At 67.8% G+C, this 25,137-nt stretch carries 30 protein-coding genes; 25 read left to right on the plus strand and 5 right to left on the minus strand.

Features of this window, described 5'->3' with window-relative positions:
* The first annotated feature begins 13 nt into the window (after positions 1 to 13).
* From RCH22_RS19160 to rplQ, 9 genes are all read left to right on the plus strand, one after another.
* The gene (locus tag RCH22_RS19160) at positions 14 to 1,504 is read left to right on the plus strand and encodes a PTS mannitol transporter subunit IICB (RefSeq protein ID WP_327015199.1); all 1,491 of its coding nucleotides are present in this window, start codon (positions 14 to 16) and stop codon (positions 1,502 to 1,504) included.
* Positions 1,501 to 1,941, plus strand: coding sequence for a PTS sugar transporter subunit IIA (locus RCH22_RS19165; RefSeq protein WP_327015200.1), 441 nt, complete (start codon positions 1,501 to 1,503; stop codon positions 1,939 to 1,941). Before RCH22_RS19160 ends, RCH22_RS19165 begins: the two co-directional genes overlap by 4 nt.
* Positions 1,938 to 3,089 carry a mannitol-1-phosphate 5-dehydrogenase gene (locus RCH22_RS19170; RefSeq protein WP_327015201.1) on the plus strand — a complete coding sequence of 384 codons (1,152 nt, stop codon included), beginning with the start codon at positions 1,938 to 1,940 and terminating at the stop codon, positions 3,087 to 3,089. Before RCH22_RS19165 ends, RCH22_RS19170 begins: the two co-directional genes overlap by 4 nt.
* A 230-nt stretch (positions 3,090 to 3,319) precedes the next feature.
* A complete protein-coding gene (infA, locus tag RCH22_RS19175; RefSeq protein ID WP_022883252.1) occupies positions 3,320 to 3,541 on the plus strand; it encodes a translation initiation factor IF-1 in 222 nt (73 codons plus the stop codon).
* A 67-nt stretch (positions 3,542 to 3,608) separates the two neighbouring features.
* A complete protein-coding gene (gene rpmJ / locus RCH22_RS19180) occupies positions 3,609 to 3,722 on the plus strand; it encodes a 50S ribosomal protein L36 (RefSeq protein WP_035834639.1) in 114 nt (37 codons plus the stop codon).
* A 160-nt stretch (positions 3,723 to 3,882) separates the two neighbouring features.
* Positions 3,883 to 4,257 carry a 30S ribosomal protein S13 gene (gene rpsM, locus RCH22_RS19185; RefSeq protein ID WP_134449910.1) on the plus strand — a complete coding sequence of 125 codons (375 nt, stop codon included), beginning with the start codon at positions 3,883 to 3,885 and terminating at the stop codon, positions 4,255 to 4,257.
* A gap of 44 nt (positions 4,258 to 4,301) precedes the next feature.
* A complete protein-coding gene (gene rpsK, locus RCH22_RS19190) occupies positions 4,302 to 4,700 on the plus strand; it encodes a 30S ribosomal protein S11 (RefSeq protein ID WP_327015202.1) in 399 nt (132 codons plus the stop codon).
* Between the two features lie 174 nt (positions 4,701 to 4,874).
* Complete coding sequence (locus tag RCH22_RS19195) at positions 4,875 to 5,864, plus strand: DNA-directed RNA polymerase subunit alpha (RefSeq protein WP_134449911.1); 990 nt, start codon at positions 4,875 to 4,877, stop codon at positions 5,862 to 5,864.
* Between the two features lie 47 nt (positions 5,865 to 5,911).
* On the plus strand, positions 5,912 to 6,430 hold the full coding sequence (rplQ, locus tag RCH22_RS19200) for a 50S ribosomal protein L17 (protein WP_327015203.1): 519 nt from the start codon (positions 5,912 to 5,914) through the stop codon (positions 6,428 to 6,430).
* Between the two features lie 160 nt (positions 6,431 to 6,590).
* Here rplQ and RCH22_RS19205 read toward each other — a convergent pair whose 3' ends face one another.
* Positions 6,591 to 8,558 (minus strand): acyltransferase family protein, encoded by a 1,968-nt coding sequence (locus RCH22_RS19205; RefSeq protein ID WP_327015204.1) that lies wholly within the window; start codon positions 8,556 to 8,558, stop codon positions 6,591 to 6,593.
* 61 nt (positions 8,559 to 8,619) lie between these two features.
* Here RCH22_RS19205 and truA point away from each other — a divergent pair, with 61 nt between their 5' ends.
* The 4 genes from truA (at position 8,620) to glmM (ending at position 12,095) form a co-directional block, all read left to right on the plus strand.
* Positions 8,620 to 9,531: a tRNA pseudouridine(38-40) synthase TruA gene (truA, locus tag RCH22_RS19210; protein ID WP_327015205.1), complete on the plus strand. Its 912-nt coding sequence runs from the start codon at positions 8,620 to 8,622 to the stop codon at positions 9,529 to 9,531.
* Between the two features lie 191 nt (positions 9,532 to 9,722).
* A complete protein-coding gene (gene rplM, locus RCH22_RS19215; RefSeq protein ID WP_134449915.1) occupies positions 9,723 to 10,169 on the plus strand; it encodes a 50S ribosomal protein L13 in 447 nt (148 codons plus the stop codon).
* A gap of 50 nt (positions 10,170 to 10,219) precedes the next feature.
* The gene (gene rpsI / locus RCH22_RS19220; RefSeq protein ID WP_134449916.1) at positions 10,220 to 10,705 is read left to right on the plus strand and encodes a 30S ribosomal protein S9; all 486 of its coding nucleotides are present in this window, start codon (positions 10,220 to 10,222) and stop codon (positions 10,703 to 10,705) included.
* Positions 10,706 to 10,724: 19 nt separating this feature from the next.
* Entirely contained in the window at positions 10,725 to 12,095 is a 1,371-nt protein-coding gene (gene glmM, locus RCH22_RS19225) for a phosphoglucosamine mutase (protein WP_327015206.1), read from the plus strand.
* Here glmM and RCH22_RS19230 read toward each other — a convergent pair.
* The 3 genes from RCH22_RS19230 to coaA all read right to left on the minus strand — a co-directional run bounded on the left by RCH22_RS19230 (position 12,092) and on the right by coaA (position 14,357).
* Positions 12,092 to 12,850, minus strand: coding sequence for a membrane protein insertase YidC (locus RCH22_RS19230; protein WP_327015207.1), 759 nt, complete (start codon positions 12,848 to 12,850; stop codon positions 12,092 to 12,094). The two genes, glmM and RCH22_RS19230, sit on opposite strands and share 4 nt — an antisense overlap.
* Before the next feature lie 83 nt (positions 12,851 to 12,933).
* Positions 12,934 to 13,266 carry a DUF6412 domain-containing protein gene (locus RCH22_RS19235; RefSeq protein WP_327015208.1) on the minus strand — a complete coding sequence of 111 codons (333 nt, stop codon included), beginning with the start codon at positions 13,264 to 13,266 and terminating at the stop codon, positions 12,934 to 12,936.
* Between the two features lie 134 nt (positions 13,267 to 13,400).
* Positions 13,401 to 14,357, minus strand: coding sequence for a type I pantothenate kinase (gene coaA / locus RCH22_RS19240; protein ID WP_134449920.1), 957 nt, complete (start codon positions 14,355 to 14,357; stop codon positions 13,401 to 13,403).
* A 33-nt stretch (positions 14,358 to 14,390) separates the two neighbouring features.
* Here coaA and glmS point away from each other — a divergent pair, with 33 nt between their 5' ends.
* From glmS to RCH22_RS19290, 10 genes are all read left to right on the plus strand, one after another.
* A complete protein-coding gene (gene glmS / locus RCH22_RS19245) occupies positions 14,391 to 16,241 on the plus strand; it encodes a glutamine--fructose-6-phosphate transaminase (isomerizing) (protein ID WP_327015209.1) in 1,851 nt (616 codons plus the stop codon).
* Between the two features lie 37 nt (positions 16,242 to 16,278).
* Positions 16,279 to 16,635, plus strand: coding sequence for a holo-ACP synthase (locus RCH22_RS19250; RefSeq protein ID WP_327015210.1), 357 nt, complete (start codon positions 16,279 to 16,281; stop codon positions 16,633 to 16,635).
* The gene (gene alr, locus RCH22_RS19255; protein WP_327015576.1) at positions 16,629 to 17,792 is read left to right on the plus strand and encodes an alanine racemase; all 1,164 of its coding nucleotides are present in this window, start codon (positions 16,629 to 16,631) and stop codon (positions 17,790 to 17,792) included. The genes RCH22_RS19250 and alr overlap by 7 nt, the downstream gene beginning before the upstream one ends.
* Entirely contained in the window at positions 17,789 to 18,346 is a 558-nt protein-coding gene (tsaE, locus tag RCH22_RS19260; RefSeq protein ID WP_327015211.1) for a tRNA (adenosine(37)-N6)-threonylcarbamoyltransferase complex ATPase subunit type 1 TsaE, read from the plus strand. The genes alr and tsaE overlap by 4 nt, the downstream gene beginning before the upstream one ends.
* A 9-nt stretch (positions 18,347 to 18,355) precedes the next feature.
* Entirely contained in the window at positions 18,356 to 18,988 is a 633-nt protein-coding gene (gene tsaB, locus RCH22_RS19265; RefSeq protein WP_327015212.1) for a tRNA (adenosine(37)-N6)-threonylcarbamoyltransferase complex dimerization subunit type 1 TsaB, read from the plus strand.
* Entirely contained in the window at positions 18,989 to 19,528 is a 540-nt protein-coding gene (gene rimI, locus RCH22_RS19270; protein ID WP_327015213.1) for a ribosomal protein S18-alanine N-acetyltransferase, read from the plus strand. It begins immediately after the preceding gene.
* Positions 19,525 to 20,592: a tRNA (adenosine(37)-N6)-threonylcarbamoyltransferase complex transferase subunit TsaD gene (tsaD, locus tag RCH22_RS19275; RefSeq protein ID WP_327015214.1), complete on the plus strand. Its 1,068-nt coding sequence runs from the start codon at positions 19,525 to 19,527 to the stop codon at positions 20,590 to 20,592. The genes rimI and tsaD overlap by 4 nt, the downstream gene beginning before the upstream one ends.
* A gap of 143 nt (positions 20,593 to 20,735) precedes the next feature.
* A complete protein-coding gene (locus RCH22_RS19280; RefSeq protein WP_327015215.1) occupies positions 20,736 to 21,203 on the plus strand; it encodes a DUF4190 domain-containing protein in 468 nt (155 codons plus the stop codon).
* 83 nt (positions 21,204 to 21,286) lie between these two features.
* Positions 21,287 to 21,877 carry a hypothetical protein gene (locus RCH22_RS19285; protein ID WP_327015216.1) on the plus strand — a complete coding sequence of 197 codons (591 nt, stop codon included), beginning with the start codon at positions 21,287 to 21,289 and terminating at the stop codon, positions 21,875 to 21,877.
* Positions 21,878 to 21,919: 42 nt separating this feature from the next.
* Positions 21,920 to 22,321 (plus strand): hypothetical protein, encoded by a 402-nt coding sequence (locus tag RCH22_RS19290; RefSeq protein ID WP_327015217.1) that lies wholly within the window; start codon positions 21,920 to 21,922, stop codon positions 22,319 to 22,321.
* Positions 22,322 to 22,368: 47 nt separating this feature from the next.
* On the opposite strand, the gene RCH22_RS19295 is transcribed toward RCH22_RS19290, so the two are convergent.
* Positions 22,369 to 23,583: a class I SAM-dependent methyltransferase gene (locus RCH22_RS19295; protein ID WP_327015218.1), complete on the minus strand. Its 1,215-nt coding sequence runs from the start codon at positions 23,581 to 23,583 to the stop codon at positions 22,369 to 22,371.
* Positions 23,584 to 23,733: 150 nt separating this feature from the next.
* Between RCH22_RS19295 and groES the strand changes: the two genes are divergently transcribed.
* Both groES and rarD read left to right on the plus strand, forming a co-directional pair.
* A complete protein-coding gene (groES, locus tag RCH22_RS19300) occupies positions 23,734 to 24,030 on the plus strand; it encodes a co-chaperone GroES (protein ID WP_092339382.1) in 297 nt (98 codons plus the stop codon).
* A gap of 155 nt (positions 24,031 to 24,185) precedes the next feature.
* A complete protein-coding gene (rarD, locus tag RCH22_RS19305) occupies positions 24,186 to 25,115 on the plus strand; it encodes an EamA family transporter RarD (RefSeq protein ID WP_327015219.1) in 930 nt (309 codons plus the stop codon).
* Positions 25,116 to 25,137: the final 22 nt, after the last annotated feature.

The following is a 25,137-nucleotide window of genomic DNA, read 5'->3' on the forward strand; positions in this document are numbered from 1 at the left end:
GAAAGGCAGAGAAATGACGACGACGTCAACTGACACGAAGAGCGGAGGCGGAGCGCGCGTCCACGTGCAGCGCTTCGGCACCTTCCTCAGCGGCATGATCATGCCCAACATCGCGGCGTTTATCGCGTGGGGCCTCATCACCGCGTTCTTCATCCCGACCGGCTGGACCCCGAACGAGACCGTCGCCAAGATGGTCGACCCGATGATCTTGTACCTGCTCCCGCTCCTGATCGCCAACACCGGTGGCCGCATGGTCTACGGCGTCCGCGGTGGGGTCATCGCGTCGATCGCCACGATGGGTGTCATCGTCGGCAGCGCGATCCCGATGTTCATCGGTGCGATGATCGTCGGTCCGCTCTCCGCCTGGCTGCTCAAGAAGCTCGACAGCCTGTGGGCTGGCAAGATCCGCCCTGGTTTCGAGATGCTCGTGGACAACTTCTCCTCGGGTATCCTCGGCGCCATCCTCGCCCTGGGCGCGTTCTTCGGAATCGCCCCGGTCGTGACCGGCTTCAGCACCACGCTGGAGGGCGGAGTCAACTGGCTCGTCTCCAACAACCTGCTGCCGCTCGCGAGCATCCTCGTCGAGCCCGGCAAGGTGCTGTTCCTGAACAACGCCATCAACCACGGCGTGTTCACCCCGATCGGCGTGCAGCAGGTTGCTGAGTCCGGCAAGTCGCTGCTCTTCCTGATCGAAGCGAACCCCGGCCCCGGCCTCGGCCTGCTCCTCGCGTTCTCCTTCTTCGGGGTCGGACTGGCCAAGGCCAGTGCACCCGGCGCGATCATCATCCAGTTCCTCGGTGGAATCCACGAGATCTACTTCCCCTACGTCCTGATGAAGCCGATCCTCATCCTCGCCACCATCGGCGGCGGCATGACCGGCGTCGCGATCAACGTCGCGTTCCACACCGGCCTCCGCGCCCCGGCCTCGCCCGGCAGCATCTTCGCCGTGCTTCTCCAGACCGCACCGGACAGCTACGTCGGCGTCGTCCTCTCGGTCATCGGCGCCGCGGCCGTGTCGTTCCTGATCGCCTCCGTCATCCTCCGTGCCAGCCGCAAGCGCGACATCGCCGCCGGGCTCGACAACGACCTCACCGAGGCCGTCGCGAAGACCGAAGCCCTGAAGGGCAAGTCCTCGAGCGTTCTCGGCAACCTCGCCGCTGCGGGCACCACGGATGCCGCCACCGCGGCCGCCGCAGGCCACCAGCTGAAGAACATCGTCTTCGCGTGCGACGCCGGCATGGGTTCGAGCGCCATGGGCGCTTCGGTCCTCCGCAACAAGATCAAGAAGGCAGGCATCGAAGGCATCACGGTGACCAACCAGGCCATCGCGAACCTCGACGGCACCGCCGACCTGGTCATCACCCACCAGGACCTCACCGCGAGGGCTCAGCAGAAGTCGCCGGCATCCGTGCACGTTTCGGTGTCGAACTTCATGAACAGCCCGAAGTACGACGAGGTCGTCGAATTGCTGCAGAGCAAGGCGGACTCAGAGGCCACACTGTGACCGATCAGATCCTCGAGCCCGGCAACGTGATGGCCGCGGGAACGGCCACCACGAAGAACGACGCCATCAGGGAGGCCGGCGCGCTGCTGGTCGCCGCGGGTGCCGTGACCCAGGCGTACGTCGACTCGATGTTCGACAGGGAGGCGAGCGTGTCGACGTACATGGGCAACTTTCTCGCCATCCCGCACGGCACGAACGAGGCGAAGGAGTCGATCCGTCATTCGGCGCTCTCGCTCGTCCGCTATGACACGCCCATCGACTGGGACGGCAACCCTGTTCGGTTCGCAGTCGGGATCGCGGGACTCAACAACGAGCACCTCGCGATCCTCTCGAAGATCGCCATCGTCTTCTCGGACGAGGACGAAGTACAGAAACTGATCGATGCAGGAAATGCAGGAGAGATTTACGCTCTCCTCGAGGAGGTCAACGCAGAATGAAAGCAATTCACTTCGGTGCAGGCAATATCGGTCGCGGATTCGTCGGCCTCCTGCTTCACGACGCCGGATACGAGGTGGTCTTCGCCGATGTGAATGCTTCCCTGATCGACGCCCTCAAGGCCGCGACGACCTACTCGGTGCATGAGGCGGGGGAGGAGTCGACCACTCGCGTGGTCGACAACTTCCGCGCCATCAACAGTGCGACCGACGAGGCCGCCCTGATCCAGGAGATCGCGACGGCCGACATCGTCACGACCGCCGTCGGCCCGACCGTGCTGCGCTTCGTGGCCCCGGTCATCGCCGCCGGACTCGCGGCCCGCGAAGCGTCGCTGCCCCCGCTCGCCGTGATGGCGTGCGAGAACGCGATCAACGCGACTGACGTGCTCGCGGAACAGGTCTGGCTCAACGTGGCAGAGGGAGATCGTGCGGCCATCAATGCCCGCGTCGCCTTCGCCAATACAGCCGTCGACCGGATCGTTCCCGGGCAGGCGGACGGCAGTGGCATCGACGTCACCGTCGAGGCCTTCTACGAGTGGGTCATCGAACGCGGCGCCTTCAACGGCGCCGTGCCCGTGATCCCCGGTGCGACCTTCGTCGACAACCTCGCGCCCTACATCGAGCGCAAGCTGTTCACGGTCAACACGGGCCACGCAACGGTCGCTTACCTCGGCTCCGTTGCCGGCGTCACGAAGATCTCGGACGCCCTCCTGGTACCCGAGGTGCTTGACGGCGCCCGGCGCGTCCTGGAGGAGACCAGCGCCCTCCTGGTGGCCAAGCACGGGCTCTCCGAAGCCGCCCAGCGCGCCTATCGCGAGAAGATCCTGGTTCGGTTCAAGAACCCGGCCCTTCCCGACACAGTGCAGCGCGTCGGACGCCAGCCGCTCCGCAAGCTCAGCAGGCACGAACGCTTCATCGGCCCCGCCGCGGAGATCGCCGAACGCGGCACCCGCCCGACGGCACTGCTCGAGGCGGTCGGCGCAGCCCTCCGCTTCGATGTGGCGGACGACGAGCAGAGCGTCGAACTCCAGGCCAAGCTTCGCAGCCTCACGGCCGCGGGCTTCGTGACGGATGTCTGCGGGCTCGACGCGACGCATCCGCTCTTCTCGGACGTGGTCACCGTCGTCGAGGGCGTGCAGCGCACGCTCTAGGCCCATCAGGCTCAAAAAAGCACAATCGGCACTGAAGCGACACAACAGCACGATTCCGCACTGAAACGGGCGGCGGCAGCAGCAATTGCCCAGGGATTATAGGGAAGAATTGCCAAAAGGCAACTTCATACCATAGAGTAAATCCTTGGTGTCTGATGCCGTCGCCTGCGGCGTGTCTAGAGCACCATATCCCCGCACGACCAGCAATCAATACCTAGTGATAGTGAGTTATGGCCAAAAAAGACGGTGTCATCGAAATCGAGGGCGCAGTAGTCGAAGCTCTTCCCAATGCGATGTTTCGCGTTGAGTTGACGAACGGCCACAAAGTTCTTGCCCACATTTCGGGCAAGATGCGTCAGCACTACATCCGCATCCTTCCTGAGGACCGCGTGATCGTGGAGCTGAGCCCTTACGATCTGACTCGCGGCCGGATCGTCTACCGCTACAAGTAAGAAGTTGCTGTAAGTAACGGCCCGCGGCATTCCGCGGGTACGAAGACAGCGAATACAAGGACACACCATGAAGGTCAAGCCCAGCGTCAAAAAGATCTGTGACAAGTGCAAGGTCATCCGCCGCAACGGCAACGTGATGGTCATCTGCGAGAACCCGCGTCACAAGCAGCGTCAGGGTTAGCCGGTGGGAGTCTGTCACCCGACAGACTCACCCTGGTGAACGATTCAACTGAATACAGAAAATAGCAGTGCCAGGAACCCCGCGAGGGGGGACACCATCGGTTGGAGGCCGATGAACGGGCACTGCTACAGACCTCCACTCATATACAGGAGAAGCCATAATGGCACGTCTAGCCGGCGTTGATATTCCCCGCGATAAGCGCGTGGAAGTTGCACTGACTTACATCTTTGGTGTTGGCCGCACGAGGGCACTCAAGACCCTCGCCGACACTGAAATCGATGGAAACATCCGAGTCAAGGACCTGACCGACGAGCAACTCGTCGCCCTCCGTGACTACATCGAAGGAACCTTCAAGGTTGAGGGTGACCTCCGCCGTGAGGTTGCCGCCGACATCCGCCGCAAGGTCGAGATCGGCAGCTACGAGGGAATCCGCCACCGCAAGGGCCTGCCCGTCCGCGGCCAGCGCACCAAGACCAACGCTCGCACCCGCAAGGGCCCGAAGCGCACCGTAGCCGGCAAGAAGAAGGCGCGCTAGGCCTCGGCCTGGCCCGTCTCGCCTTTAGGATTCAGGAGAAATTCATGGCAGCACCCAAGTCGGCCGTTCGGAAGCCGCGCAAGAAAGAAAAGAAGAACGTCGTCGTGGGCCAGGCCCACATCAAGAGCACGTTCAACAACACCATCGTCTCGATCACCGACACCACCGGTGCGGTCATCAGCTGGGCATCCTCAGGTGGAGTTGGCTTCAAGGGTTCGCGTAAGTCGACCCCGTTCGCCGCACAGCTGGCAGCCGAGTCGGCCGCCCGCCAGGCGCAGGAGCACGGTATGAAGAAGGTTGACGTGTTCGTCAAGGGACCCGGCTCAGGCCGCGAAACCGCGATCCGCTCCCTTCAGGCCGCCGGCCTCGAGGTTGGTTCGATCAACGACGTGACGCCCCAGGCTCACAACGGTTGCCGTCCGCCGAAGCGTCGCCGCGTCTAAAGCACCCGCACTGTCCGGGTTCGTCCTCGTGACGACCCCGGTCGCCGCGGATCGCCGGGCCTGGACGGCTCCTCACGGAGCGGTCCAGGCCCCGCGCGATTCTTTTTTCTTTCACACTCAACACCTCGCCTCGCAAGTGTCATATAGCGGACACTTTGCCGAAAGGAATCAATAGTGCTTATCGCACAGCGCCCCACGCTCACCGAGGAGAACATCTCGGAGTTCCGGTCCCGGTTCATCATTGAGCCGCTCGAGCCTGGCTTCGGTTACACCCTCGGCAACTCCATGCGCCGCACCCTGCTCTCCTCGATCCCCGGAGCCGCTGTCACCAGCATCCGTATCGACGGCGTGCTGCACGAGTTCAGTACGGTTCCCGGTGTCAAGGAAGACGTCACCGAGATCATCCTGAACATCAAGGGACTCGTCATCTCGAGCGAGCACGACGAGCCGATTACCGCGTACCTGCGCAAGCAGGGTGCCGGCCAGGTCACCGCCGCCGACATTTCGGCTCCGGCCGGCGTCGAGGTGCACAACCCCGAACTGGTCATCGCCACCCTGAACGACAAGGCGAAGTTCGAACTCGAACTGACCATCGAGCGTGGCCGCGGCTACGTGTCGGCCACCCAGAACCGCAACGAGTACTCCGAGGCCGGCCAGATTCCGGTGGACTCGATCTACTCGCCCGTGCTCAAGGTGACCTATCGCGTCGAGGCAACCCGCGCCGGTGAACGTACCGACTTCGACCGCCTCGTCGTCGACGTGGAGACCAAGTCGGCGATTTCGCCTCGCGACGCCATCGCATCCGCCGGTCGCACCCTGACCGAGCTGTTCGGTCTGGCCCGCGAACTGAACACCGCGGCAGAGGGCATCGAAATCGGCCCCGCGCCGGTCGACGCCGTGTTGTCGACCGAACTGTCGATCCCGATCGAAGACCTCGATCTGTCGGTTCGTTCGTACAACTGCCTTAAGCGTGAAGGCATCAACAACGTCAGCGAACTGGTCGCCCTCTCGGAGACCCAGCTGATGAACATCCGCAACTTCGGACAGAAGTCGGTGGATGAGGTCAAGGACAAGCTCGTCGAGCTTGGCCTGTCACTGAAGGACTCGGTGCCCGGATTCGACGGCGCCCACTTCTACAGCGGCTACGACGAAGAAACCATCTAAAAGCAGTCTCCCGACTGACTTTTGACTTTTGATACTGGAGATTACTAATGCCCACGCCCACTAAGGGAGCCCGCCTCGGTGGCGGCCCGGCACACGAGCGCCTCATGCTCGCCAACCTTGCCGCCTCGCTGTTCACCCACAAGTCGATCAAGACGACCGAAACGCGGGCCAAGCGCCTTCGTCCGGTCGCAGAGCGACTGATCACGTTCGCGAAGAAGGGCGACCTGCACGCCCGTCGTCGCGTTCTGGCCACCATCGGCGACAAGACCGTCGTGCACGAGCTCTTCACCGAGATCGCACCCCAGGTCGCCTTGCGCGAGGGCGGCTACACCCGCATCACGAAGCTCGGCTTCCGTAAGGGCGACAACGCTTCGATGGTCCAGATGGAACTCGTCCTCGAGCCCGTCACCCCGAAGGTCAAGTCCGCGAAGACGTCCGCCGCCGCAGCTGCTGCAGTCGCGCCGGTCGTCGTCGAGGCCCCCGCCGAGACCGAGACCGAGGCCGTCGTCGACGCCCCGGCCGTGGACGAGGTCGTTGCCGAGGCTCCCGTCGAGGAAGCCAAGTAACCCACGCTTCACCCGCTTTACCTGGAAGGGCCCGACTTCGGTCGGGCCCTTCTTCTGTGTCTCCCCGTCGTGAGGCATAACTCCTGCACATTCTGACCAGGACAGAAAACAGTGGCGTGATTCCGCGGTTCCCGGGCGCCGGCCCCGGAACCTGCAGGAGTTATGCCACGGGGCGGAGGACGACAGGGTCCTGGCCGAGCCGGAAGGGGTCCCGGCCGTGCAACGGATGCTGAGGGGCGAGCCAGTCGAGCGCGGACGCGATGCAATCGGCGTAGATCCGCCCTCCGGTGGGACCGGGGTGGATGTTGTCCCCAGCCAGGACATCGGTGTGCGGCGCGATCGCGTCGTGCCAGCCGGCGATGCCCACGAGGCGGTGGTCGGCCGCGAAACCGGCGAGTGCCTCGTTCACGCCGGCCGTCCAGTCCCGGTCGGCGAAGGCGGTCACGAGCACGAGCTTCCGGTCGGGGCCGATCGTGGCCTCGATCGCGAGCAGCTCATCCCTGGTGATCGGCCCGTTCGTGCCGAGCCCGACGACGACGACCGGACGCAGTGTTCCGGCGGCGGCCTGGGCGGCAAGGATGTCCGGAGCCGCGCGCATGCCCCGGGACACGGCGGCGTCGATCAGGATGCCCGGGAACCGGCCTTCGAGCTCGGGGGCCGAGGCAAGCATCACGGAATCGCCGACGGCCGAGATCAGGTCGCCCGGTGCGGCCGGCGCCGGCGCCGCGGTCGGGTCGCTCTTCCGCTCGGCGTCCTCGCGCTTCCGGTCGGCCTGGGCGGCTTCGAGCAGGTGCCGGCCGCTCGTGATCCGTGCCTGCGCACTCGTCTCGGCGGGTGCGACGACGACGGCGGCCGTCGTGCCGCCGACGAGGATCAGGCCGACCATCGCTGCGACGCCGACGACCGCGAGCCGGGACCACGACTCGGTCGCGAAACGCGACAGGGAGCGGATGCCGCCGCGCAGGCCCCTGCGCCGCACCGGCTGCTCGAGCCACCGGTACGAGGCTGCGGCCACAAGCACGGCGACGGCGGCGACGAGCAGGTGCACCTCGACGCCGGCGGCCGGCCAGGCGACGCCGGCGAGCACGAAGAGGGGCCAGTGCCAGAGGTAGATGCCGTAGGACCGTTCGCCGGTCCACCGGAGCACCGGGGTGTCGAGCCAGCGGCCGAATCGGGCGCCGCGGACGGCGGCCCAGATCACGACGCAGGACAGCAGGCTGATGGCGGCGAGCCCGCCCCGGTACGCCAACGGCCCCGCGGCGGGCAGCCACGCCGCAGCCGCACCGATGCCGAGCAGTGCGACGAGGCCGAGCCAGGGGCGCAGCCGGGCGGGGGAGGCGAGCCGGGAGGCGAATCGGGTGAAGCCCGCTGGGCCGGTGCGGGCGGCACTGGCGTTGGCGTTGCTGGTCGGTGTGACCAAGCCGTTCGGGTGCCGCAGCAGGAGCGCGAGGGCCGCGCCGGCGAAGAGCCCGAAGCTGTGCGTGTCCGAGCCGTAGTAGACCCGGGTCGGATCTGCGCCCGGCTGGAACAGGAACCCCATCCAGAGCAGGGAGAGGACGCCGAGGGTGCACACGACCGCCAGGCGAATCCGGGCGCTCCGGATCAGCAGCACCGCGAGCAGCGCAAACGGCCAGACCAGGTAGAACTGCTCCTCGACGGCCAGGGACCAGAGGTTCCGGAACAGCTCAGGACTCGTCGCCGAGAAGTAGCTCGTCGAGCCTGCGATCGACACCCAGTTGTAGCCGAACGTCACCGCGCCGAGCACTCGCCAACCGAGGCCGACGAGCACGTCGCCCCCGAGCATCCACGCCACGGTGCAGCAGAGCAGCACGAGGGGAACGAGCGGCGGCACGAGCCTGCGCACCCGGCGGCTCCAGAACCGGCGCAACGAGATCCGGCGGGACCTGGCATATTCGTCCACGAGGAGACCGGTGATCAGGAACCCGCTGATCACGAAGAACACGTCGACGCCGACGAAGCCGCCGGGCAGCATCTGTGGGAAGAAATGGAAGACGAGCACAACGCTCACGGCGATGCCGCGCAGGCCGTCGAGGCCGGAGAAACGGCGCGAATCCCGAGTCTCAGAGTCCGGGCGCAGGGATGCGGGAGTGCGGTAACTGAGTTTCATAGCGGTGAGCGGAGCCGATCCGGGTTCTACGATACCCGGCCCGGCACTTACACTTACCTCCGTGAATCTTCCTGCCGCCCCCGTTGTCTCCCGGCTCCCGGAGAACACCCGGATCAGGCTGGACATCGCCTACGACGGCACCGATTTTTCGGGATGGGCGATTCAACCAGAGCTCCGCACCGTGCAGGGCCAGATCGAGGCAGGGCTCGCCGCGATCCTGCAGAGCTACCCGCCGTATCCGTCCCTCATCGTCGCCGGGCGCACGGATGCGGGGGTGCACGCCCTCGGTCAGGTCGCGCACTTCGACCTCACCCCCGACCAGGTTGGGGGCCTGCTCCGACGGGGAAGGGGCCGGACCCCTGCGACGCTCGCGGTGATGGTGCAGCGGAGGCTCGGGGGGATCCTGGTGACCCAGCCGGAGATCGTGATCAAGGCATCCGCAGTCGCACCCCCCGGATTCGACGCTCGGTTCTCGGCGAACTGGCGCCGCTACGAGTACCGGATCGCCGACTCGGTGCTCGGGCACAACCCGCAGGACCGGCTGCGCACGACCTGGCACGGCTTCGCGCTCGACCTGGAACCGATGCAGGTGGCCGCGGCGTCCCTGCTCGGGCTGCATGACTTCGCGACCTATTGCAAACCCCGGCCGGGCGCCACGACGATCCGCACTCTGCAGGAGTTCAGCTGGCGGCGGGACCCGGACGGCGTGCTCGTCGCGACGGTGCAGGCGGACGCCTTCTGCCACAGCATGGTGCGGGCGCTCGTCGGGGCGTGCGTCGCGGTCGGAGAGGGACGGCTCGCGGGGGAGCGGCTTGCGACGCTGCGGATCAACCGGGCCCGCACGAGCGAGTTCAAGGTCATGCCGCCGCAGGGCCTCACCCTGCTCGCGGTGGACTATCCCGCCGACGACCAGCTCGCGGCCCGCGCCCTCGAGACCCGTGCCCGGCGCGCCCTCGACGAGGACGAAGAGTAGAGCAGCGCGCCGCCGAATCGCGCAGCCGAATTGCGCCGACGCTCCCGGCGGACTACCATTGACCCTTGGTGTCTGTGCGTTGCAGCCAGGCATGCGAACGTGAGCCCTCCATCGATCGTGTTCCCCGTCGGGGAACACACCCGGAGCGGGATTCACGAACACCTCCGTTCGAACAAGAAAGCAGCACAACAGTGACGCGCACTTATACTCCCAAAGCAAGCGAAGTCCAGCACGACTGGGTCGTCATCGACGCCACAGACATCGTGCTCGGTCGTCTTGCCAGCCACGCCGCCGTTCTCCTCCGGGGGAAGCACAAGGCAACGTTCTCTCCCCACATGGACATGGGAGACTTCGTCATCATCGTCAACGCCGAGAAGATCGCCCTCACCGGCAAGAAGCTCGAACTGAAGATCGCATACCGCCACTCCGGTTACCCGGGCGGCATTTCCGCCCAGAACTACTCGGAGATGCTCGAGAAGCACCCGACGCGTGCGGTTGAGAAGGCGATTCGCGGCATGCTGCCGAAGAACTCGCTCGGTCGCGCCCAGCTCGCGAAGCTCAAGGTCTACGCAGGCCCGGAGCACCCGCACGCTGCGCAGCAGCCCAAGCCGTACACCCTCTCCCAGGTCGCTCAGTAGCGCCGGCCACCAGACTTCTCGACTCTAAGAAAAAAAGGATTCACACCATCGTGGCGAAGATCGCAGATCAGATTGACCAGGCTCCGGAGAGCTATTCCACCGAGACCCCGGCCGAAATCGTAACCAAGGCGCCCCGCGCCGTCCTCAACGTTCCCGGCGCAGCCGTGGGCCGTCGCAAGCAGGCCATCGCCCGCGTGCGCATCGTTCCCGGCTCCGGCACCATCACGGTGAACGGTCGCGAATTCGGGGACTACTTCCCGAACAAGCTTCACCAGCAGCTCATCAACGACCCGTTCAAGGTCCTCGACCTGATCGGTAGCTACGACGTCATCGCACGCATCACCGGCGGTGGCCCCTCCGGCCAGGCCGGCGCCCTGCGTCTCGGTATCGCGCGTTCGCTCAACCAGATCGACGAAGAGAACAACCGCGCCATCCTCAAGAAGGCCGGCTTCCTCAACCGTGACGCTCGCGTCAAGGAGCGCAAGAAGGCCGGACTCAAGAAGGCCCGTAAGGCGCCTCAGTTCTCGAAGCGCTAGAACGATAGTCGGCGCCGACATGCCTCGACTTTTCGGCACCGACGGTGTTCGGGGCCTGGCCAACCGTGATCTCACGGCTGGCCTGGCCCTGGGCCTCGCTCAGGCGAGTGCCGCAGTGCTCACGCAGGGTCGCAGTGCGGAATCGCGCCGTGCCGAGGGCCGCCGTCCGGTGGCCGTGCTCGCACGTGACCCGCGCATTTCCGGCGAATTCCTCGCCTCGGCAGTAGCCGCGGGCCTCGCCAGTTCCGGTGTCGACGTCCTTGACGCCGGCGTCATCCCCACGCCGGCCGCGGCATTCCTGATCGCGGACATCGGCGCGGACTTCGGCGTGATGATCTCCGCCTCCCACAACCCCGCCCCCGACAACGGCATCAAGATCTTTGCCTTCGGCGGCACCAAACTTCCCGACGACGTCGAGGATCGCATCGAGGCCCACCTCGACCACGACAAACTCACACCGATCGCCGGCGACGTCGGCCGGATCTCACGCTTCGCGGACGCAGAAGACCGCTACGTCGTGCACCTGCTCGGTACCCTCCCGCACCGCCTCGACGGTATCCACGTCGTCCTGGACTGCGCCAACGGCGCGGCCGCCGGCGTGTCCCCGCAGGTCTTCACGGATGCCGGCGCGCGCCTGACCGTCATCGGCGCCAACCCGAACGGGCTCAATATCAACGACGGGGTCGGGTCGACCCACCTCGACAACCTCGCGAAGGCCGTCCTCGAGCACGGTGCCGACGTTGGCATCGCCCACGACGGCGACGCCGACCGTTGCCTCGCCGTCGACCGGCACGGCAACATCGTGGACGGTGACCAGATCATGGCGATCCTCGCCGTGTCGATGGCTGAGCGCGGTGTCCTCAAGGACCGCACTCTCGTGGCCACCGTGATGAGCAACCTCGGCCTCCGGAGGGCCATGGCGGCCAACGACATCCGCATGATCGAGACCAAGGTCGGCGACCGCTACGTGCTCGAAGAGCTCAACGCGCACGGCCTGTCCCTCGGTGGGGAACAGTCCGGTCATGTCATCATGACGGCCTTCGCGACCACCGGCGACGGCATCCTCACCGGACTGCACCTCGTCGCCGAGATGGCCCGCACCGGCAAGCCGCTCCACGAGCTCGCCGCCGTGATGACCGTGTTCCCGCAGATCCTCGTGAACGTGCGCGGCGTCGATCACCACGCGCTGAAATCCGACGAGGTCATCGCCGTCGCCGTGCGCGAGGCCGAAGCCGAACTCGGCGACACCGGCCGGGTGCTGCTGCGTCCGTCCGGCACCGAGCCGATGGTGCGCGTCATGGTCGAGGCGGCCGACCAGGCCACCGCCGACCGGCTCGCGCATTCGCTCGCCGACATCGTGCGCGTGCGCCTCGCCCTCAACTCCCTCTAGGACCCGGGCCCGGTCGCAGCGAACGCGCGGTAGAGGATGCCGCGTTCGAGGAGCGTCCAGGCCGTGCTCACCGTGAGGTAGAGCGTCGCGGCCAGCGGGACCACGCTCGCGAACACAAGCGTCAGGAACGGGAGCCAGCTGAGGATTGCGGCGAGCCGTGATGCAGCGGGCTGGGCTGTCGGCACGACCGGAGAGGCGTATCTCGCAGCCAGTCGTCGAGAGAGCCCCGCGGTCAGAGCGATGACGGTGAGGAGCGCTCCGAACAGCATGAGTCCGGGCCAGAAGACCGGGGTGGTGCCCAGAAACGCAAGGAACGACGTGCCGAGCGGGACGCCGCCGAGCTCCTGAGCGAGGAGCGGATTCGGATGTCCGTTGATGCTGGCGAGGACGAAGAGCGCGTACACGGTGGACACGATCGGCGCCTGCAGGAGCGTCGGCAGGCATCCGGCCAGGGGCGACGCCTTCTCAGCTGCGTAGAGCTCAGCTGTCCTGCGGCTCAGTAGCTCGGGGTCGGTCCGGTACCGGCGTTGCAGCTCCCGGAGTTTCGGGGCGAGGCGCCTGCGGACGAACTCGGCGCGCACCTGGGCGCGGCCGACCGGTACGAGAGCTGCCCGCAGCAGAAGCGTGACCAGGACGATGACGAGTGCGGTGCTGCTCGCGCCGGAGAGAGGTGCGAGCGCGGAGGAGAAAGTGGTGATGGCCGCCGAGGCGGCTTGGAGCAGGGCTGCGACGGGCGCAACGGAATAGAGGTCCACGGAGGATATCCCAACGGTCGGAGGAAGAGGGGCGCGTCTGCGGTCGCGCGGCCTCGCCCTGCGTTGGAGTTGCCGGCTGAGGACTAGGCGACCGCGAGCGGCCGGGCCGGTGCGCGCGGGCGTGGACGCCCGGCGGTGTTGGGATGACTCGGTGCGGCGAGTTCGCTGAGCACCTCGCGGTGTCGGTGGGAGCGGCGGCCGACTGTGATCTCGAGGGCGTCGGCGGCCGTGAGCCGGCAATTGACCGCGATCACGAGCGCCAGGCCGAGTACGGCGACGCCGGCGAAGAACATCATCCCCGGTTCGGTCGGCACGAGGATGAGCGCGAGCAGCGGACCGGCCAGGTACAGCACCAGCGCGGTGTAGGCGGCTCTCACGATCGCGCCTCCAGGCGGGTCGGCCAGAACGAATGTCACGCCGACTCTACGCCGCGGGCCGAACGAATTCGACGGAGTTTTTCCGTTCTGAACCGGTTTACCCGGTCTCTCACGTGTTTAAACCCCAAAATCTCCGTCGAATCGGTCCGGGCGGCGGGCGGATGACGCACCGTTCAGAGCTTGCGAAGCAGCACCTTCGACACGGCGTGGTTCTCATCCTTGCGGAGCACCAGGGTCGCCCGGGAGCGCGTCGGCAGGATGTTTTGCACCAGGTTGGGCTCGTTGATCTCGTCCCAGATGCGGCGGGCCTCACGGCGGGCCTCATCCTCGGTCATCGTCGCGTACCGGTGGAAGTACGACTTCGGGTTACTGAACGCGCCGCGCTGCAGGCGCAGGAACCGGTCGACGTACCAGCGGGCGATGTCCTGGGTGCGGGCATCCACGTACACAGTGAAGTCGAAGAGGTCGCTGACCGTGAGCCCGTGACCCGTTGTCGGCGGCGCGAGCACGTTGAGGCCTTCGACGATGAGGACGTCCGGCTGGCGCACCACGATCTGCGCGTCGGGCACGATGTCGTAGTTCAGGTGCGAATAGAACGGAGCCCGCACCTCGGCCGCGCCGCCCTTGACGGCGGACACGAAGCGGAGCAGGGATCGCCGGTCGTACGACTCTGGGAACCCCTTGCGAGCCATCAGTCCGCGCCGGGCCAGTTCGGCGTTCGGGAACAGGAACCCATCGGTGGTCACGAGTTCGACCCGGGGGGTGTCCTCCCAGCGGGCCAGCAATTCGCGCAGGAGCCGGGCGATCGTCGACTTGCCGACGGCGACTGACCCGGCGACGCCGATCACGAACGGGGTGCGCCGGGCGCGTTCGCCGAGGAAATCGCTCGTCGCCCGGTGCAACTGGCTTGCTCCAGCGGCATAGAGGTTGAGCAGGCGGCTGACGGGCAGGTACACATCGGTCACCTCGCCGAGGTCGAGCGGCTCGCCGAGGCCGCGCAACTGCACGATCTCGGTCTCACGGAGGGGGAGCTGGGTGGTGGGTGCAAGGGCCGCCCAGTCCGCTCGATCCAGCTCGACGAACGGTGTGGTGTGGCCGTTGTTCCAGAGGCTCGCGGCTGGATCGGACATTCCACACAGCTTAGTCGGACTAAAATCGGGGCTATGTGCGGAATCGTGGGTTATGTCGGTGAAGATAAAAGCGTCGAGGTCCTGATGAGGGGGTTGCGGAGACTGGAATACCGGGGGTACGACTCGGCGGGGATCGCGGTCATCGACGATGACGGCGTTCTGAACACCAGGAAACGGGCCGGTAAGCTCGCCATTCTGGCCGGGGACCTCGAAGGCAACCCGATGAACAACGGCCGTACCGGCATCGGCCACACCCGCTGGGCCACCCACGGCGGACCGACCGACGCGAACGCGCATCCGCACCTCGGTGACAACGGCAAGCTCGCCCTGATCCATAACGGCATTATCGAAAACTTCTCCGTTCTCAAGGAGGAGCTCCTCTCCGAGGGCTTCACCTTCGAGAGCGAGACCGACACCGAGGTCGCCGCGGTGCTGCTCGGCCGCGAATACCAGCGCCTCGGCGATCTGAGCGCCGCGTTCCTGAGCGTCGTCGGCCGCCTGGACGGCGCATTCACCCTCCTCGCGGTGCACCAGGACCAGCCCGGTGTCGTCGTCGGCGCCCGTCGCAACTCTCCGCTCGTGATCGGCCTCGGCGACGGGGAGAACTTCCTCGGCTCCGACGTCGCAGCGTTCGTCGAGTTCACCCGCCGGGCCGTCGCCGTCGGCCAGGACCAGATCGTCACGATCACCCCCTCGCGCGTCACCATCACCGACTTCGACGGAAACGCCGTCGAGTTCGAGGAATTCGACATTGCCTGGGACGCCTCCGCCGCCGAAAAGGGCGGTTGGTCCAGCTTCATGGCCAAGGAGGTCTCCGAGCAGCCTGACGCCATCGCCAACACCCTCCTCGGCCGCATCCACGAGGGCCAGGCCGTCGTGCCCGAGCTCGAGGCCTTCGGCGACAACGTGCTCGCCGGCATCCGCCGGATCGTCATCGTCGCCTGCGGCACCGCGGCGAACGCCGGCTACGTCGCCAAGTACGCGATCGAGAAGTGGACCCGGGTACCCGTCGACGTCGAGCTCAGCCACGAGTTCCGCTACCGCGACCCGGTGCTGAACCCGGAGACCCTGATCATCTCCATCAGCCAGTCCGGCGAGACCATGGACACCCTGATGGCGGTCAAGTTCGCCAGGGAGTCCGGCGCCAAGGCCATCTCGATCTGCAACACCCAGGGTGCGACCATTCCCCGCGAGTCCGACGCCGTGATCTACACACACGCCGGTCCCGAGGTCGCCGTGGCCTCGACGAAGGGCTTCACCGCCCAGATCGCCGCCCTCTACCTCTTCGCCCTGCACCTCGCCCGCGTGCGCGGCAGTATGACCGAAGCGGATGCCGCGGCCCAGATCGTCGAGCTGCAGGCCATTCCCGCAAAGATCGCGACCACCCTGCTCCAGGAGAGCGCCGTGCACGAACTCGCCGCCTGGATGTCGGACACCCGTGCCGTGCTGTTCCTCGGCCGCCACGTCGGTTTCCCGATCGCGCTCGAGGGTGCGCTCAAGCTCAAGGAACTCGCGTACATCCACGCAGAGGGCTTCGCTGCCGGCGAGCTCAAGCACGGCCCGATCGCGCTGATCGAGCCCGGCCAGCCCGTCTTCGTCGTCGTGCCGAGCCCGCGCGGTTCCGCGCACCTGCACCCCAAGGTCGTCTCGAACATCCAGGAGATCCGCGCCCGTGGCGCCCGCATCATCGCGATCGCCGAAGAGGGCGACGTGGCCGTTCTGCCGTTCGCGGACACCGTGCTGCGGATCCCGCTCGCCTCGCCGCTCTTCGAGCCGTTCCTCGCGGTCGTGCCGATGCAGATCTTCGCGATGGAGCTCGCAACGGTCAAGGGCCTCGACGTCGACCAGCCCCGCAACCTCGCGAAGTCGGTCACGGTCGAATAAGCGCTGGCGGAGTGGGGACGGGCAGGCGGTCGCGGGCGTGATTCGTGGCATCGGCGTCGACATCGTCGACCTCGACCGGTTCGACCGGCAGGTTCTGCGCACGCCCGGACTCGTTCCCCGGCTGTTCGCGGCCGCCGAACGTGACCTGCCCATCCACTCCCTCGCGGCGCGGTTCGCGGCCAAGGAAGCATTGATCAAGGCGCTCGGCGACAGTGCAGGCACGAGCTGGCAGGAGATGGAAGTCGTGAGCGACGCGCACGGTAACCCCGGATTCCGGCTGAGCGGGGTCATGGCCGAGGTGCTGCGTGCGCGCGGCGTCGACTCCGTGCACCTCACGATGACCCACGATGCGGGCGTAGCCTGCGCCTTCGTGGTGCTCGAGGGTGCATCGTGAGCGAGTTCCGCGAGGCCGTCATCGACCTCGGTGCGATCGCCGCGAACGTCGCCCACCTGCGCGCCGCGATCGGCACCCCGCATTTCATGGCCGTCGTCAAGGCCAACGCCTATGGCCACGGCGCGGTCCCCGTCGCCCGCACCGCCCTCGCCGCCGGGGCAGACTGGCTCGGCGTCGCCGACCTCACCGAGGCACGCTCGCTCAGGGACGCAGGCATCGGCGCCCCGCTCCTCGCCTGGCTGCACGGGCCCGACACGGATTTCGCGGCCGCGATCGCCCGGGACATCGACCTGGGTATCTCGTCCGCCCGCCAGCTGCGAACCATAGCGGATGCCGCCGGCAGGCTCGGCCGCGTCGCGAACGTCCACCTGAAGCTCGACACCGGCCTCAGCCGCAATGGCCTGAACGGGCCGGACTGGGCCGAGGTCTTCGCGCTCGCCTCCGGCTTCGAACGGGATGGCCTCGTGCACGTCCGCGGCATCTTCAGCCATCTCTCCAACGCCTCCCCGGCCGCGGACGACGAGGCTGTCGCCCGCTTCAGCTCCGGCCTCGACCTCGCCGCAGCGGCAGGGCTGACCCCGGAGCTCGCGCACCTCGCGTCGACCGCGGCCGCCCTGCGCCTGCCCGCCGCCCGGTTCTCCATGGTGCGGATCGGCATCGGCCTCTACGGGCTGTCCCCCTTCGACGACGCGAGCCCGCGGGAGCTCGGCCTTTCGCCGGCGATGACCCTGCGCGCGAGCGTCGCGGCCGTTCGCCGGGTGCCGGCGGGAGCGGGCGTGTCCTACGACTACCTGTGGCGTGCCCCTGAGGACGGCAATCTGGCCCTCGTCCCGCTCGGTTACGCGGACGGTGTGCCCCGCGCGGCATCCGGCTCTGCGCGAGTCAACATCAACGGCCGCGGCTATCCGATCGTCGGACGCATCGCGATGGACCAGTTCGTCGTGAGTCTCGGCCAGGACGGTGTCGACGTCGGAGACGAGGTCGTGCTCTTCGGCGACCCCGACGCCCGTGGGGGAGCGACGGAGCCGGTGCCGAGCGCGGCCGACTGGGCGGATGCCGCCGGCACGATCAACTACGAGATCGTCACCCGGATCGGGCACCGCGTTCCGCGCAGCTACCGGGCTGTCTTCAGCGAGAGCGGGGAGCCCGAACGATGAGCCGCCGGGTGATCCCCGACGCCGCCGCGATGAACTCCTGGGGTGTCCAGGTCGCCGCGGAGCTCCGTGCGGGCGACCTGCTGGTGCTGACCGGTCCGCTCGGCGCGGGCAAGACCACGTTCACCCGCGGCCTCGGCGTCGGCCTCGGCGTGCGCGGCGCGGTGACGAGCCCGACCTTCGTGCTCGCCCGCACGCATCCGAGCCTTGTCGGCGGCCCGCCGCTCGTGCACGTCGACGCCTACCGGCTGCAGGATGCGATGGAACTCGACGACCTCGACATCGACTTCGAGCATTCCGTCGTCGTGGTCGAGTGGGGTCGCGGGCTGCTCGACGGGGTCGCGGACTCCTGGCTCGACATCGAGATCGAGCGGCCGACCGGCGCTCTTCAGTCCGGCCGGCCGGGCGTGGCCGGCCCGGCCCTGGCATCCGTTGCTCCGGGGGCCGCCGCCCCCGGCCTGGACCTCGACGTCGACCTCGACGAGCCGCGCACCGTCACCATCACCGGGTTCGGCCCCCGCTGGGCCGCGTTCGAGGGCGCATGGCCCGGGGAATAGGCTGAACAGGTGCTTCTCGCCATCGATACCTCCGCCGGAACCAGCGTCGCGGTCCTCGACGGGGTCCGCGGCGTGCTCGCGGACATCGACACCGCAGACACCATGCGCCACGCCGAGGTGATCGGCACCCTCATCGCCGAGTGTCTCGACCGGGCGAACGTGCGGGTCGCCGACCTCACCGGTGTCGTCGGCGGCATGGGCCCCGGCCCATTCACCGGCCTCCGCGTCGGCATCGCCGCCGCCCGCGTCTTCGCTCTCGGTGCCGGCCTGCCCTTCCTCCCCGTGATCAGCCACGACGCCATCGCCCTGAGCCGCTTTCGGGCCGGCCACACCGGCGGCCTCGTCGTCGTGACCGACGCCCGCCGGCGCGAGGTGAACTGGTCGGCCTACAGCGGGGCGGATGCCGCCGGCCTGCCCGTGCGCCTCGCCGCGCCAGGGGTGGCCAAACCGGCCGTCCTCCTCGAGCCCGACTGGGTCTACGCGGGCCTGGTCCGCGCGGACGCCGTGACCGTTCCGGCCGCCGACCTCGGCAGGGTCGCCGAACTGCTGCTGGCCAACGACCGTGTCTTCGCGACCGACGCCGCCTTCTACTTGCGCTCGCCCGACGTCACCCTCTCCAACGGTCCGAAACGGGTGAGCTGAGTGACCTGGCAGCTGCGCCGCGCCCACGCGGGCGACCTCGACGGCATCATGGCCCTCGAGACCCGCCTCTTCGAGAACGACGCCTGGTCCGCGGAGGGCATGCTCCGGGACGTGACCGACCCCGACTGCTACTACCTCGTCGCTGTCCCGCCGGACGAACAAGACCGCATCGAGGCATACGCGGGGCTGCTCGCGCCGCGCGGGGCGCTCGAGGGCGACATCCAGACCATTGCCGTCACCGAGACGGCCCGCCGGCACGGTCTCGGCGGCACCCTCGTGCAGAGCCTCGTCACCGAGGCCCGCAAGCGCGGCATCCGCGAGGTATTCCTCGAGGTCCGCGCTGACAACCCCGGCGCCCAGCGGGTCTACCTCCGGCTCGGCTTCGAGGAGATCGGTGTGCGGCGCGGCTACTACCAGCCGGACAACGTCGACGCGCTCGTGATGCGACTCGCAGTGCCGCCCGCGGAGGCGGCGCTCGCCGCGCCCGACCCGGTGCAGTCCCCGACCGACCCGACGGATCCCGCGGAGGCGACCGAATGAACCGCGACAACCCCCTGGTGCTCGGCATCGAAACCTCGTGCGACGAAACCGGCATCGGGATCGTCCGCGGAAGCCGGCTGCTCTCCAACACGATCGCCTCCTCGATGGACGAGCACGCCCGCTACGGCGGCGTCGTGCCCGAGGTCGCGGCCCGCGCCCATCTCGAAGAGCTCGTCCCGATGATCCGCGCGGCAACCGTCGACGCGGGCATCCGCCTCGAGGACGTCGACGCGATCGCCGTCACCTACGGCCCCGGCCTGTCCGGCGCCCTCATGGTCGGCGTCGGCGCCGCGAAAGCACTGGCGATCGCCCTCGGCAAGCCGATCTACGCGGTCAACCACCTCGTCGGCCACGTCGGCGCCGACGTGCTCCAGACCGACACCGACCCGGGCACGGAGCCCCTCGAATACCCGACGATCGCCCTCCTCGTCTCCGGAGGGCACACCTCGCTTCTCCTCGTGCGCGACCTCGTCTCCGACGTCGAACTGCTCGGCGAGACGATCGACGACGCGGCGGGGGAGGCCTTCGACAAGGTCGCCCGCATCCTCGGCCTGCCATACCCCGGCGGCCCGCAGATCGACCGCGTCGCGCTCGGCGGCGATCCGGCGTACATCCGCTTCCCCCGCGGCCTCAGCCATCACAAGGACATGGAACACCACCGCTACGATTTCTCCTTCTCCGGGCTGAAGACCTCGGTCGCCCGCTGGGTCGAGCAGACCCGCGACGCGGGGGAGACCGTGCCGCTCGCGGACGTCGCGGCGAGCTTCCGCGAGGCCGTCATCGACATCCTGCTCACCAAGGCCGTCGCAGCGTGCACCGACCTCGGGGTGCCGCGCCTCCTCCTCGGCGGCGGGGTGATCGCGAACGCGCGGCTCCGCGAGGTCGCCGTCGAGCGTACGGATGCCGCAGGCATCGCCCTGCGCATCCCGCCGCTTTCGCTGTGCACCGACAACGGCGCCATGATCGCCGCGCTCGGCGCCCAGCTGATCATGGCGGGTCACGAGCCGTCCACCCTTGACTTCGGCGCCGATTCAACGCTCCCCGCCTCCGTTATCCAGGGCTGAAAACCGCGTCCCATCTCCGGTTCCTATGCATCCGCGATACGCTGGACGCAACAGACATGGCTCGTCATGGGCGTTGACACCCGTTCAATGGGGGTGCCACTATGGCACCGCCAGCTGATCGAAGCCCAAAGGAGCCGTTAGTCATGACCGACCCGAACCAGCCTCCGGTAACCCCGCCCCCGGTGAACCAGCCCCCGATCTACCAGCCGCCCGCCGCCCCCGCGTACCAGGCGCCTGCCGCCCCGGCGTACGGCGCTCCGGACACCCACGGTCAGCAGCAGTACGGCCAGCAGCAGCAGTACGGCCAGCAGCAGCAGTACGGCCAGCAGCAGGAGTTCGGCCAGCAGGCATACGGCCAGCCCCTCGCCCAGGACAAGTACAACGTCCTCGCGATCGTGTCGCTCGTTTCGGCGTTCTTCGTCTCTCTCGCGGCGATCATCACCGGCCACATCGCGCTCAGCCAGATCAAGAAGACCGGGGAGAAGGGCCGAGGGCTCGCAATCGCCGGCCTCGTGCTCGGCTACCTCGGCATCGTCGCCGGGATCATTGGCGCGATCCTCTTCGTCGTCCTGATCAGCACGGCCTCGACCAACGGGTACTCCAGCTACTGACCCACTGGATCGTCCCTGCTGGCGTCGTCACGACTGACCTGTCGTCACCGTTGACCCGTCAATGAAGTGGAAAGGAACAGCTCATGAGTGATCTGAACGCCCCGGGCGCTTCGGGAATCCCTCCGGTTCCCGAGGTTCCGCAGGTGCCCGACGTGCCGCACGTGCCCGAGGTTCCCGAGGTCCCGCAGATTCCGCGCGGCGAGTCCACCGTGGCCGCTGCAGGACCGCCCGGAACGGAGTCCCTGGCATCCGGCGGCGTTGGGTTCGCCGGCCCGCCGTTCACGGATGCTCCGACCGCCGGTCCAGCGCCCGGCGGTCCTCCCTCCGCCGGACCGCCGCCGCCCGGTTCCGGGTATCCGTACCCGCCCGCCCCGGGGACGCAGGCTCCCACCCGCCAGCCGCTGCTCAGCATTCTCTCGCTCGTCGCAGGTGTCGTCGGACTGCTCGGCCTCCCGGTCGCCTTCATCCCCTTCGTCGGCGGGGTGCTCACCCTGCTGCTTCCGGCCGCGGCCATCGTGCTCGGGGCGCTCGGGCGCACGAGGGAATCGCGCGCACGTGCCCTGTGGCTCACCGGCCTGATCACGGGCATCGTTGGCGTCGCCCTCTCCCTGCTGAGCATCGTCGTCTGGATCATCGTCTTCGCAAGCATGCCGAGTACCTACTACTATCGCTGAGAGCCCGTTCCCCGGGCGAAGTGACCGGACCGGGAGGCCGCGATGACGGATGCACGCGCCGCCGGTGACGAGCTCCGCTTCGAACTGACGCGCCCGCCGGAGGAAGTCACCGGCGAACTCGACTACGCGTCGACCGTCACGGCTCCCACCGAATGGGTGCCGTACGTCTACACCGAGTCCGAGCTGCGCGCCCTCGCCAGCAGGCGTGCCGTCTCTGTCGCGTCCCTCTGCTTCGGCGCCGTCGGTCTCGCCGGCGCTGTCTTCGTGTTCTGGACCGCGCCGCTCTCGCTCGCGGCCGTCGTGCTCTCCGTCTGGGCGAGCCGCACCGAACGCGCGGCCGTCTCGATCTGGGCCTGGGGCCTCGGTACCGGCCTCGCGGGCCTCGTCATCGCCGCCGGCTGGATCGTGCTGATCAGCCAGGGCATCAGCCCCATCCCGCACTGAGCTCCGGGCACTGAACTCCGGGCACTCCAGTGTCCGGCACTGAGTGCTCAGCGCGGCGGCTGCACCCGCTCCACGAGCAGAGCAAGCCTGCGCCCGCCCGCCCGGGTGAGCACGAGAGTGGCCGACTCGGACCCGTGCAGCTTCAGCCGGGTGCGCAGCACGGCCGGGTCAACGTCCACGCCGCGCTTCTTGATCTCGAGCGTGCCGATCCGACGCTCCTTGAGCGCGAGCCGGAGTTTCTTCTCGTCCACCGGCAGGGACTCGAGCACCCGGAACGCCGTCGCGAACGGGGTCTCGTGCAGCGACTCTGAGCTCAGGTACGCGATGCCCTCCCCGAGCATCAGCGCGTCCATGCTGCGGGCCAGGTCGCCGATCAGCCGCGCCCGGATCACCGCGCCATCCGGCTCATACAGGTAGCTCCCTGGCACGCCTGCCTCTCCGGGCACGGTCTCGACGTCCAGACTGTCCGCGGCCGCGGTCAGCTCGTGCCGGCCGTCCCTGCCCAGGAGCAGGGCCGAACGGCGGATGCCCTCGCGAGCGAGAACGCCGAACCAGAGCCCCATCTCCACGAGCTTTCCGTCTACGGACACCCACTGCGCTTCCGCGGCGGCGGGAATGCCGTCGCGGTCGTGGCCCGGACCGAGTTTCACGCCGATCGGCATCCGCTCGCTCAGGCCGAAGACGAAGTCGAGGTTCGGCGAATAGTCTTCCGGGCGGGTCAGCCGGGAGGTGTTGCTGTGACCTGCCGTGCGGCGGGCCGGGTCGAGCCAGGCCGCGTCGAAGCCGGTGAGGTCGAAGGTCTCCGCGTCACCGTGCACGACGGTGGCATTGTCGAAGGGGGCGAGGTTGTAGCTCGCGACCGTGGCCGTGACCTCGTCGGTGTCCACTGCGGTCACCTGGATGTCGAGCGCGGCGAGGGCCATGGAGTCGCTGCCGATCCCGCTGCCGAGATCGGCGACCCGCTTCAGTCCGGCAGCGGCGAACCGGCCGGCGTGCAGCGCGGCGACGGGAAGGCGGGTGGCCTGTTCGAGACCGGCCTCTGTGAAGAGCATCCGCCCGGCGAAGTCGCCGAACTTGGCCACGGCCTTCGCCCGCAGCCGGGACTGGCCGAGCACCGCGGTCACGAGTCCCTGCGGGTGGCCGGCCTTCCGCAGGTCGCTCACGAGGCGCACCACATCGGAGGCGTTGTCCCAGGGCGGAAGCGAGTCCAACAGGCGCAGCCCCTCGGGGGACAACAGGTCAACAAGCTCGGAGCGGTCCATTGTCCAAACGATATCAAGCCGTGGCCGCCGCGCCCGGAACGCCCGAGTCTGGCACTCACGTTGCGTGAGTGCCAGAAGCGCCCTAAACTCGCTGTTAGCACTCTCGCTGTGAGTCTGCCAACCAAGTCTTAGCTAAGAAAGAGGTCAACCGTGTCGGTCTCCATCAAGCCGCTCGAGGATCGCATCGTCATCAAGCAGGTCGACGCCGAGCAGACCACCGCATCAGGTCTGGTCATCCCTGACACTGCCAAGGAAAAGCCCCAGGAGGGCGAAGTTGTCGCCGTCGGCCCCGGCCGTATCGACGACAACGGCAACCGCATCCCGCTCGACATTGCCGTGGGCGACAAGGTCATCTACTCCAAGTACGGCGGAACCGAGGTCAAGTTCGGTGGCGACGACCTCCTCGTCCTCTCCGCACGCGACGTGCTCGCCGTCGTCGTCCGCTAGGGATTCGTTCCAGGCGCCACGCACCACCGCAGTACACGTACGAACAACACAAAATCCCGGATGGCCTGATCATCCGGGATTTTGTTTTGCCAGGTGAACGCGGCCCGCACCACCGAGCACGTCAAAGCAGGGCATGCCCGCGAAGGGGAATCATTGTGAGCAGGACACGGAGTCAGTCGGCCGAGCCGACGAGCGGACTGGCCTTCGCGATCTCCGCGTACGGCCTGTGGGGCCTGCTCCCGCTCTTCTTTCTGCTGCTGCACCCGACGGGGCCCTTCGAGGTCGTTGCCTGGCGGGTGCTCTTCTCCCTGGTCTTCTGCCTCGCCCTGATCACCGTCACCCGCGGCTGGCCCGCCCTGCTCATCGTCCTCCGCCGCCCGAAGACGGTCTGGGTGATGGGCCTGGCCGGCCTCCTGATCTTCGTCAACTGGCAGACCTACGTCTTTGCGACGCTGACCGGGCACGTGGTCGAGGCCGCCCTGGGCTACTTCATGAACCCGATCGTCACGGTGCTGCTGGGCGTCTTCGTTCTGCACGAGCGGTTGCGGCGCATCCAGTGGATCGCGGTCGCGATCAGCGCGGCCGCTGTGCTCGTGCTGACGCTCGGCTACGGGGCGCTGCCGTGGATCTCGCTCGTCCTCGCCCTGTCGTTCGGGTTCTACGGGCTGATCAAGAAGAACGTCGGACCCGGCGTCGGCGCGCTCACCGGCCTCACCCTCGAGACCGCCTGGCTGATGCCGATCGCGATCGCGGAACTCCTCATCGTGGGCGCCGTCACCGGGCTCACCTTCGGTACCGTGTCGCCGTGGCACACCGTCGGCCTCGTCTCGACGGGTGTCGTGACGGCCGTCCCGCTGCTGTTCTTCGCAGCGGCCGCCCGCCGCCTGCCGCTCAGCCTGCTCGGTCTTGTGCAGTTCGTCGCGCCGGTGCTGCAGTTCCTCGTCGGGGTTTTCATTCTCGGCGAGCCGATGCCGCCGGAGCGCTGGGTCGGCTTCGGGCTCGTCTGGGTCGCGCTCGTGATCCTCACGGCCGACATGGTCGTCACCGGACGCGCCCCGCGGCGAGCATCCCCCGAACCCCTGTGACCGGCGATACGCTCAAAGCATC

It is taken from the genome of Cryobacterium sp. GrIS_2_6, from assembly GCF_035984545.1.
GTDB lineage: Bacteria > Actinomycetota > Actinomycetes > Actinomycetales > Microbacteriaceae > Cryobacterium.

What these genes read in the sequence shown, in the direction of transcription:
- tsaD (WP_327015214.1), top strand. Translation starts at nt 19,525, where the DNA reads ATGAACCGCGACAACCCCCTGGTGCTCGGCATCGAAACCTCGTGCGAC.
- RCH22_RS19205 (WP_327015204.1), bottom strand. Translation starts at nt 8,558, where the DNA reads ATGAAACTCAGTTACCGCACTCCCGCATCCCTGCGCCCGGACTCTGAG.
- RCH22_RS19280 (WP_327015215.1), top strand. Translation starts at nt 20,736, where the DNA reads ATGACCGACCCGAACCAGCCTCCGGTAACCCCGCCCCCGGTGAACCAG.
- glmM (WP_327015206.1), top strand. Translation starts at nt 10,725, where the DNA reads ATGCCTCGACTTTTCGGCACCGACGGTGTTCGGGGCCTGGCCAACCGT.
- glmS (WP_327015209.1), top strand. Translation starts at nt 14,391, where the DNA reads ATGTGCGGAATCGTGGGTTATGTCGGTGAAGATAAAAGCGTCGAGGTC.
- RCH22_RS19290 (WP_327015217.1), top strand. Translation starts at nt 21,920, where the DNA reads ATGACGGATGCACGCGCCGCCGGTGACGAGCTCCGCTTCGAACTGACG.
- infA (WP_022883252.1), top strand. Translation starts at nt 3,320, where the DNA reads ATGGCCAAAAAAGACGGTGTCATCGAAATCGAGGGCGCAGTAGTCGAA.
- tsaE (WP_327015211.1), top strand. Translation starts at nt 17,789, where the DNA reads ATGAGCCGCCGGGTGATCCCCGACGCCGCCGCGATGAACTCCTGGGGT.
- rpsK (WP_327015202.1), top strand. Translation starts at nt 4,302, where the DNA reads ATGGCAGCACCCAAGTCGGCCGTTCGGAAGCCGCGCAAGAAAGAAAAG.
- rpmJ (WP_035834639.1), top strand. Translation starts at nt 3,609, where the DNA reads ATGAAGGTCAAGCCCAGCGTCAAAAAGATCTGTGACAAGTGCAAGGTC.
- rplQ (WP_327015203.1), top strand. Translation starts at nt 5,912, where the DNA reads ATGCCCACGCCCACTAAGGGAGCCCGCCTCGGTGGCGGCCCGGCACAC.
- rpsM (WP_134449910.1), top strand. Translation starts at nt 3,883, where the DNA reads ATGGCACGTCTAGCCGGCGTTGATATTCCCCGCGATAAGCGCGTGGAA.
- RCH22_RS19285 (WP_327015216.1), top strand. Translation starts at nt 21,287, where the DNA reads ATGAGTGATCTGAACGCCCCGGGCGCTTCGGGAATCCCTCCGGTTCCC.
- RCH22_RS19170 (WP_327015201.1), top strand. Translation starts at nt 1,938, where the DNA reads ATGAAAGCAATTCACTTCGGTGCAGGCAATATCGGTCGCGGATTCGTC.
- RCH22_RS19295 (WP_327015218.1), bottom strand. Translation starts at nt 23,583, where the DNA reads ATGGACCGCTCCGAGCTTGTTGACCTGTTGTCCCCCGAGGGGCTGCGC.
- RCH22_RS19160 (WP_327015199.1), top strand. Translation starts at nt 14, where the DNA reads ATGACGACGACGTCAACTGACACGAAGAGCGGAGGCGGAGCGCGCGTC.
- coaA (WP_134449920.1), bottom strand. Translation starts at nt 14,357, where the DNA reads ATGTCCGATCCAGCCGCGAGCCTCTGGAACAACGGCCACACCACACCG.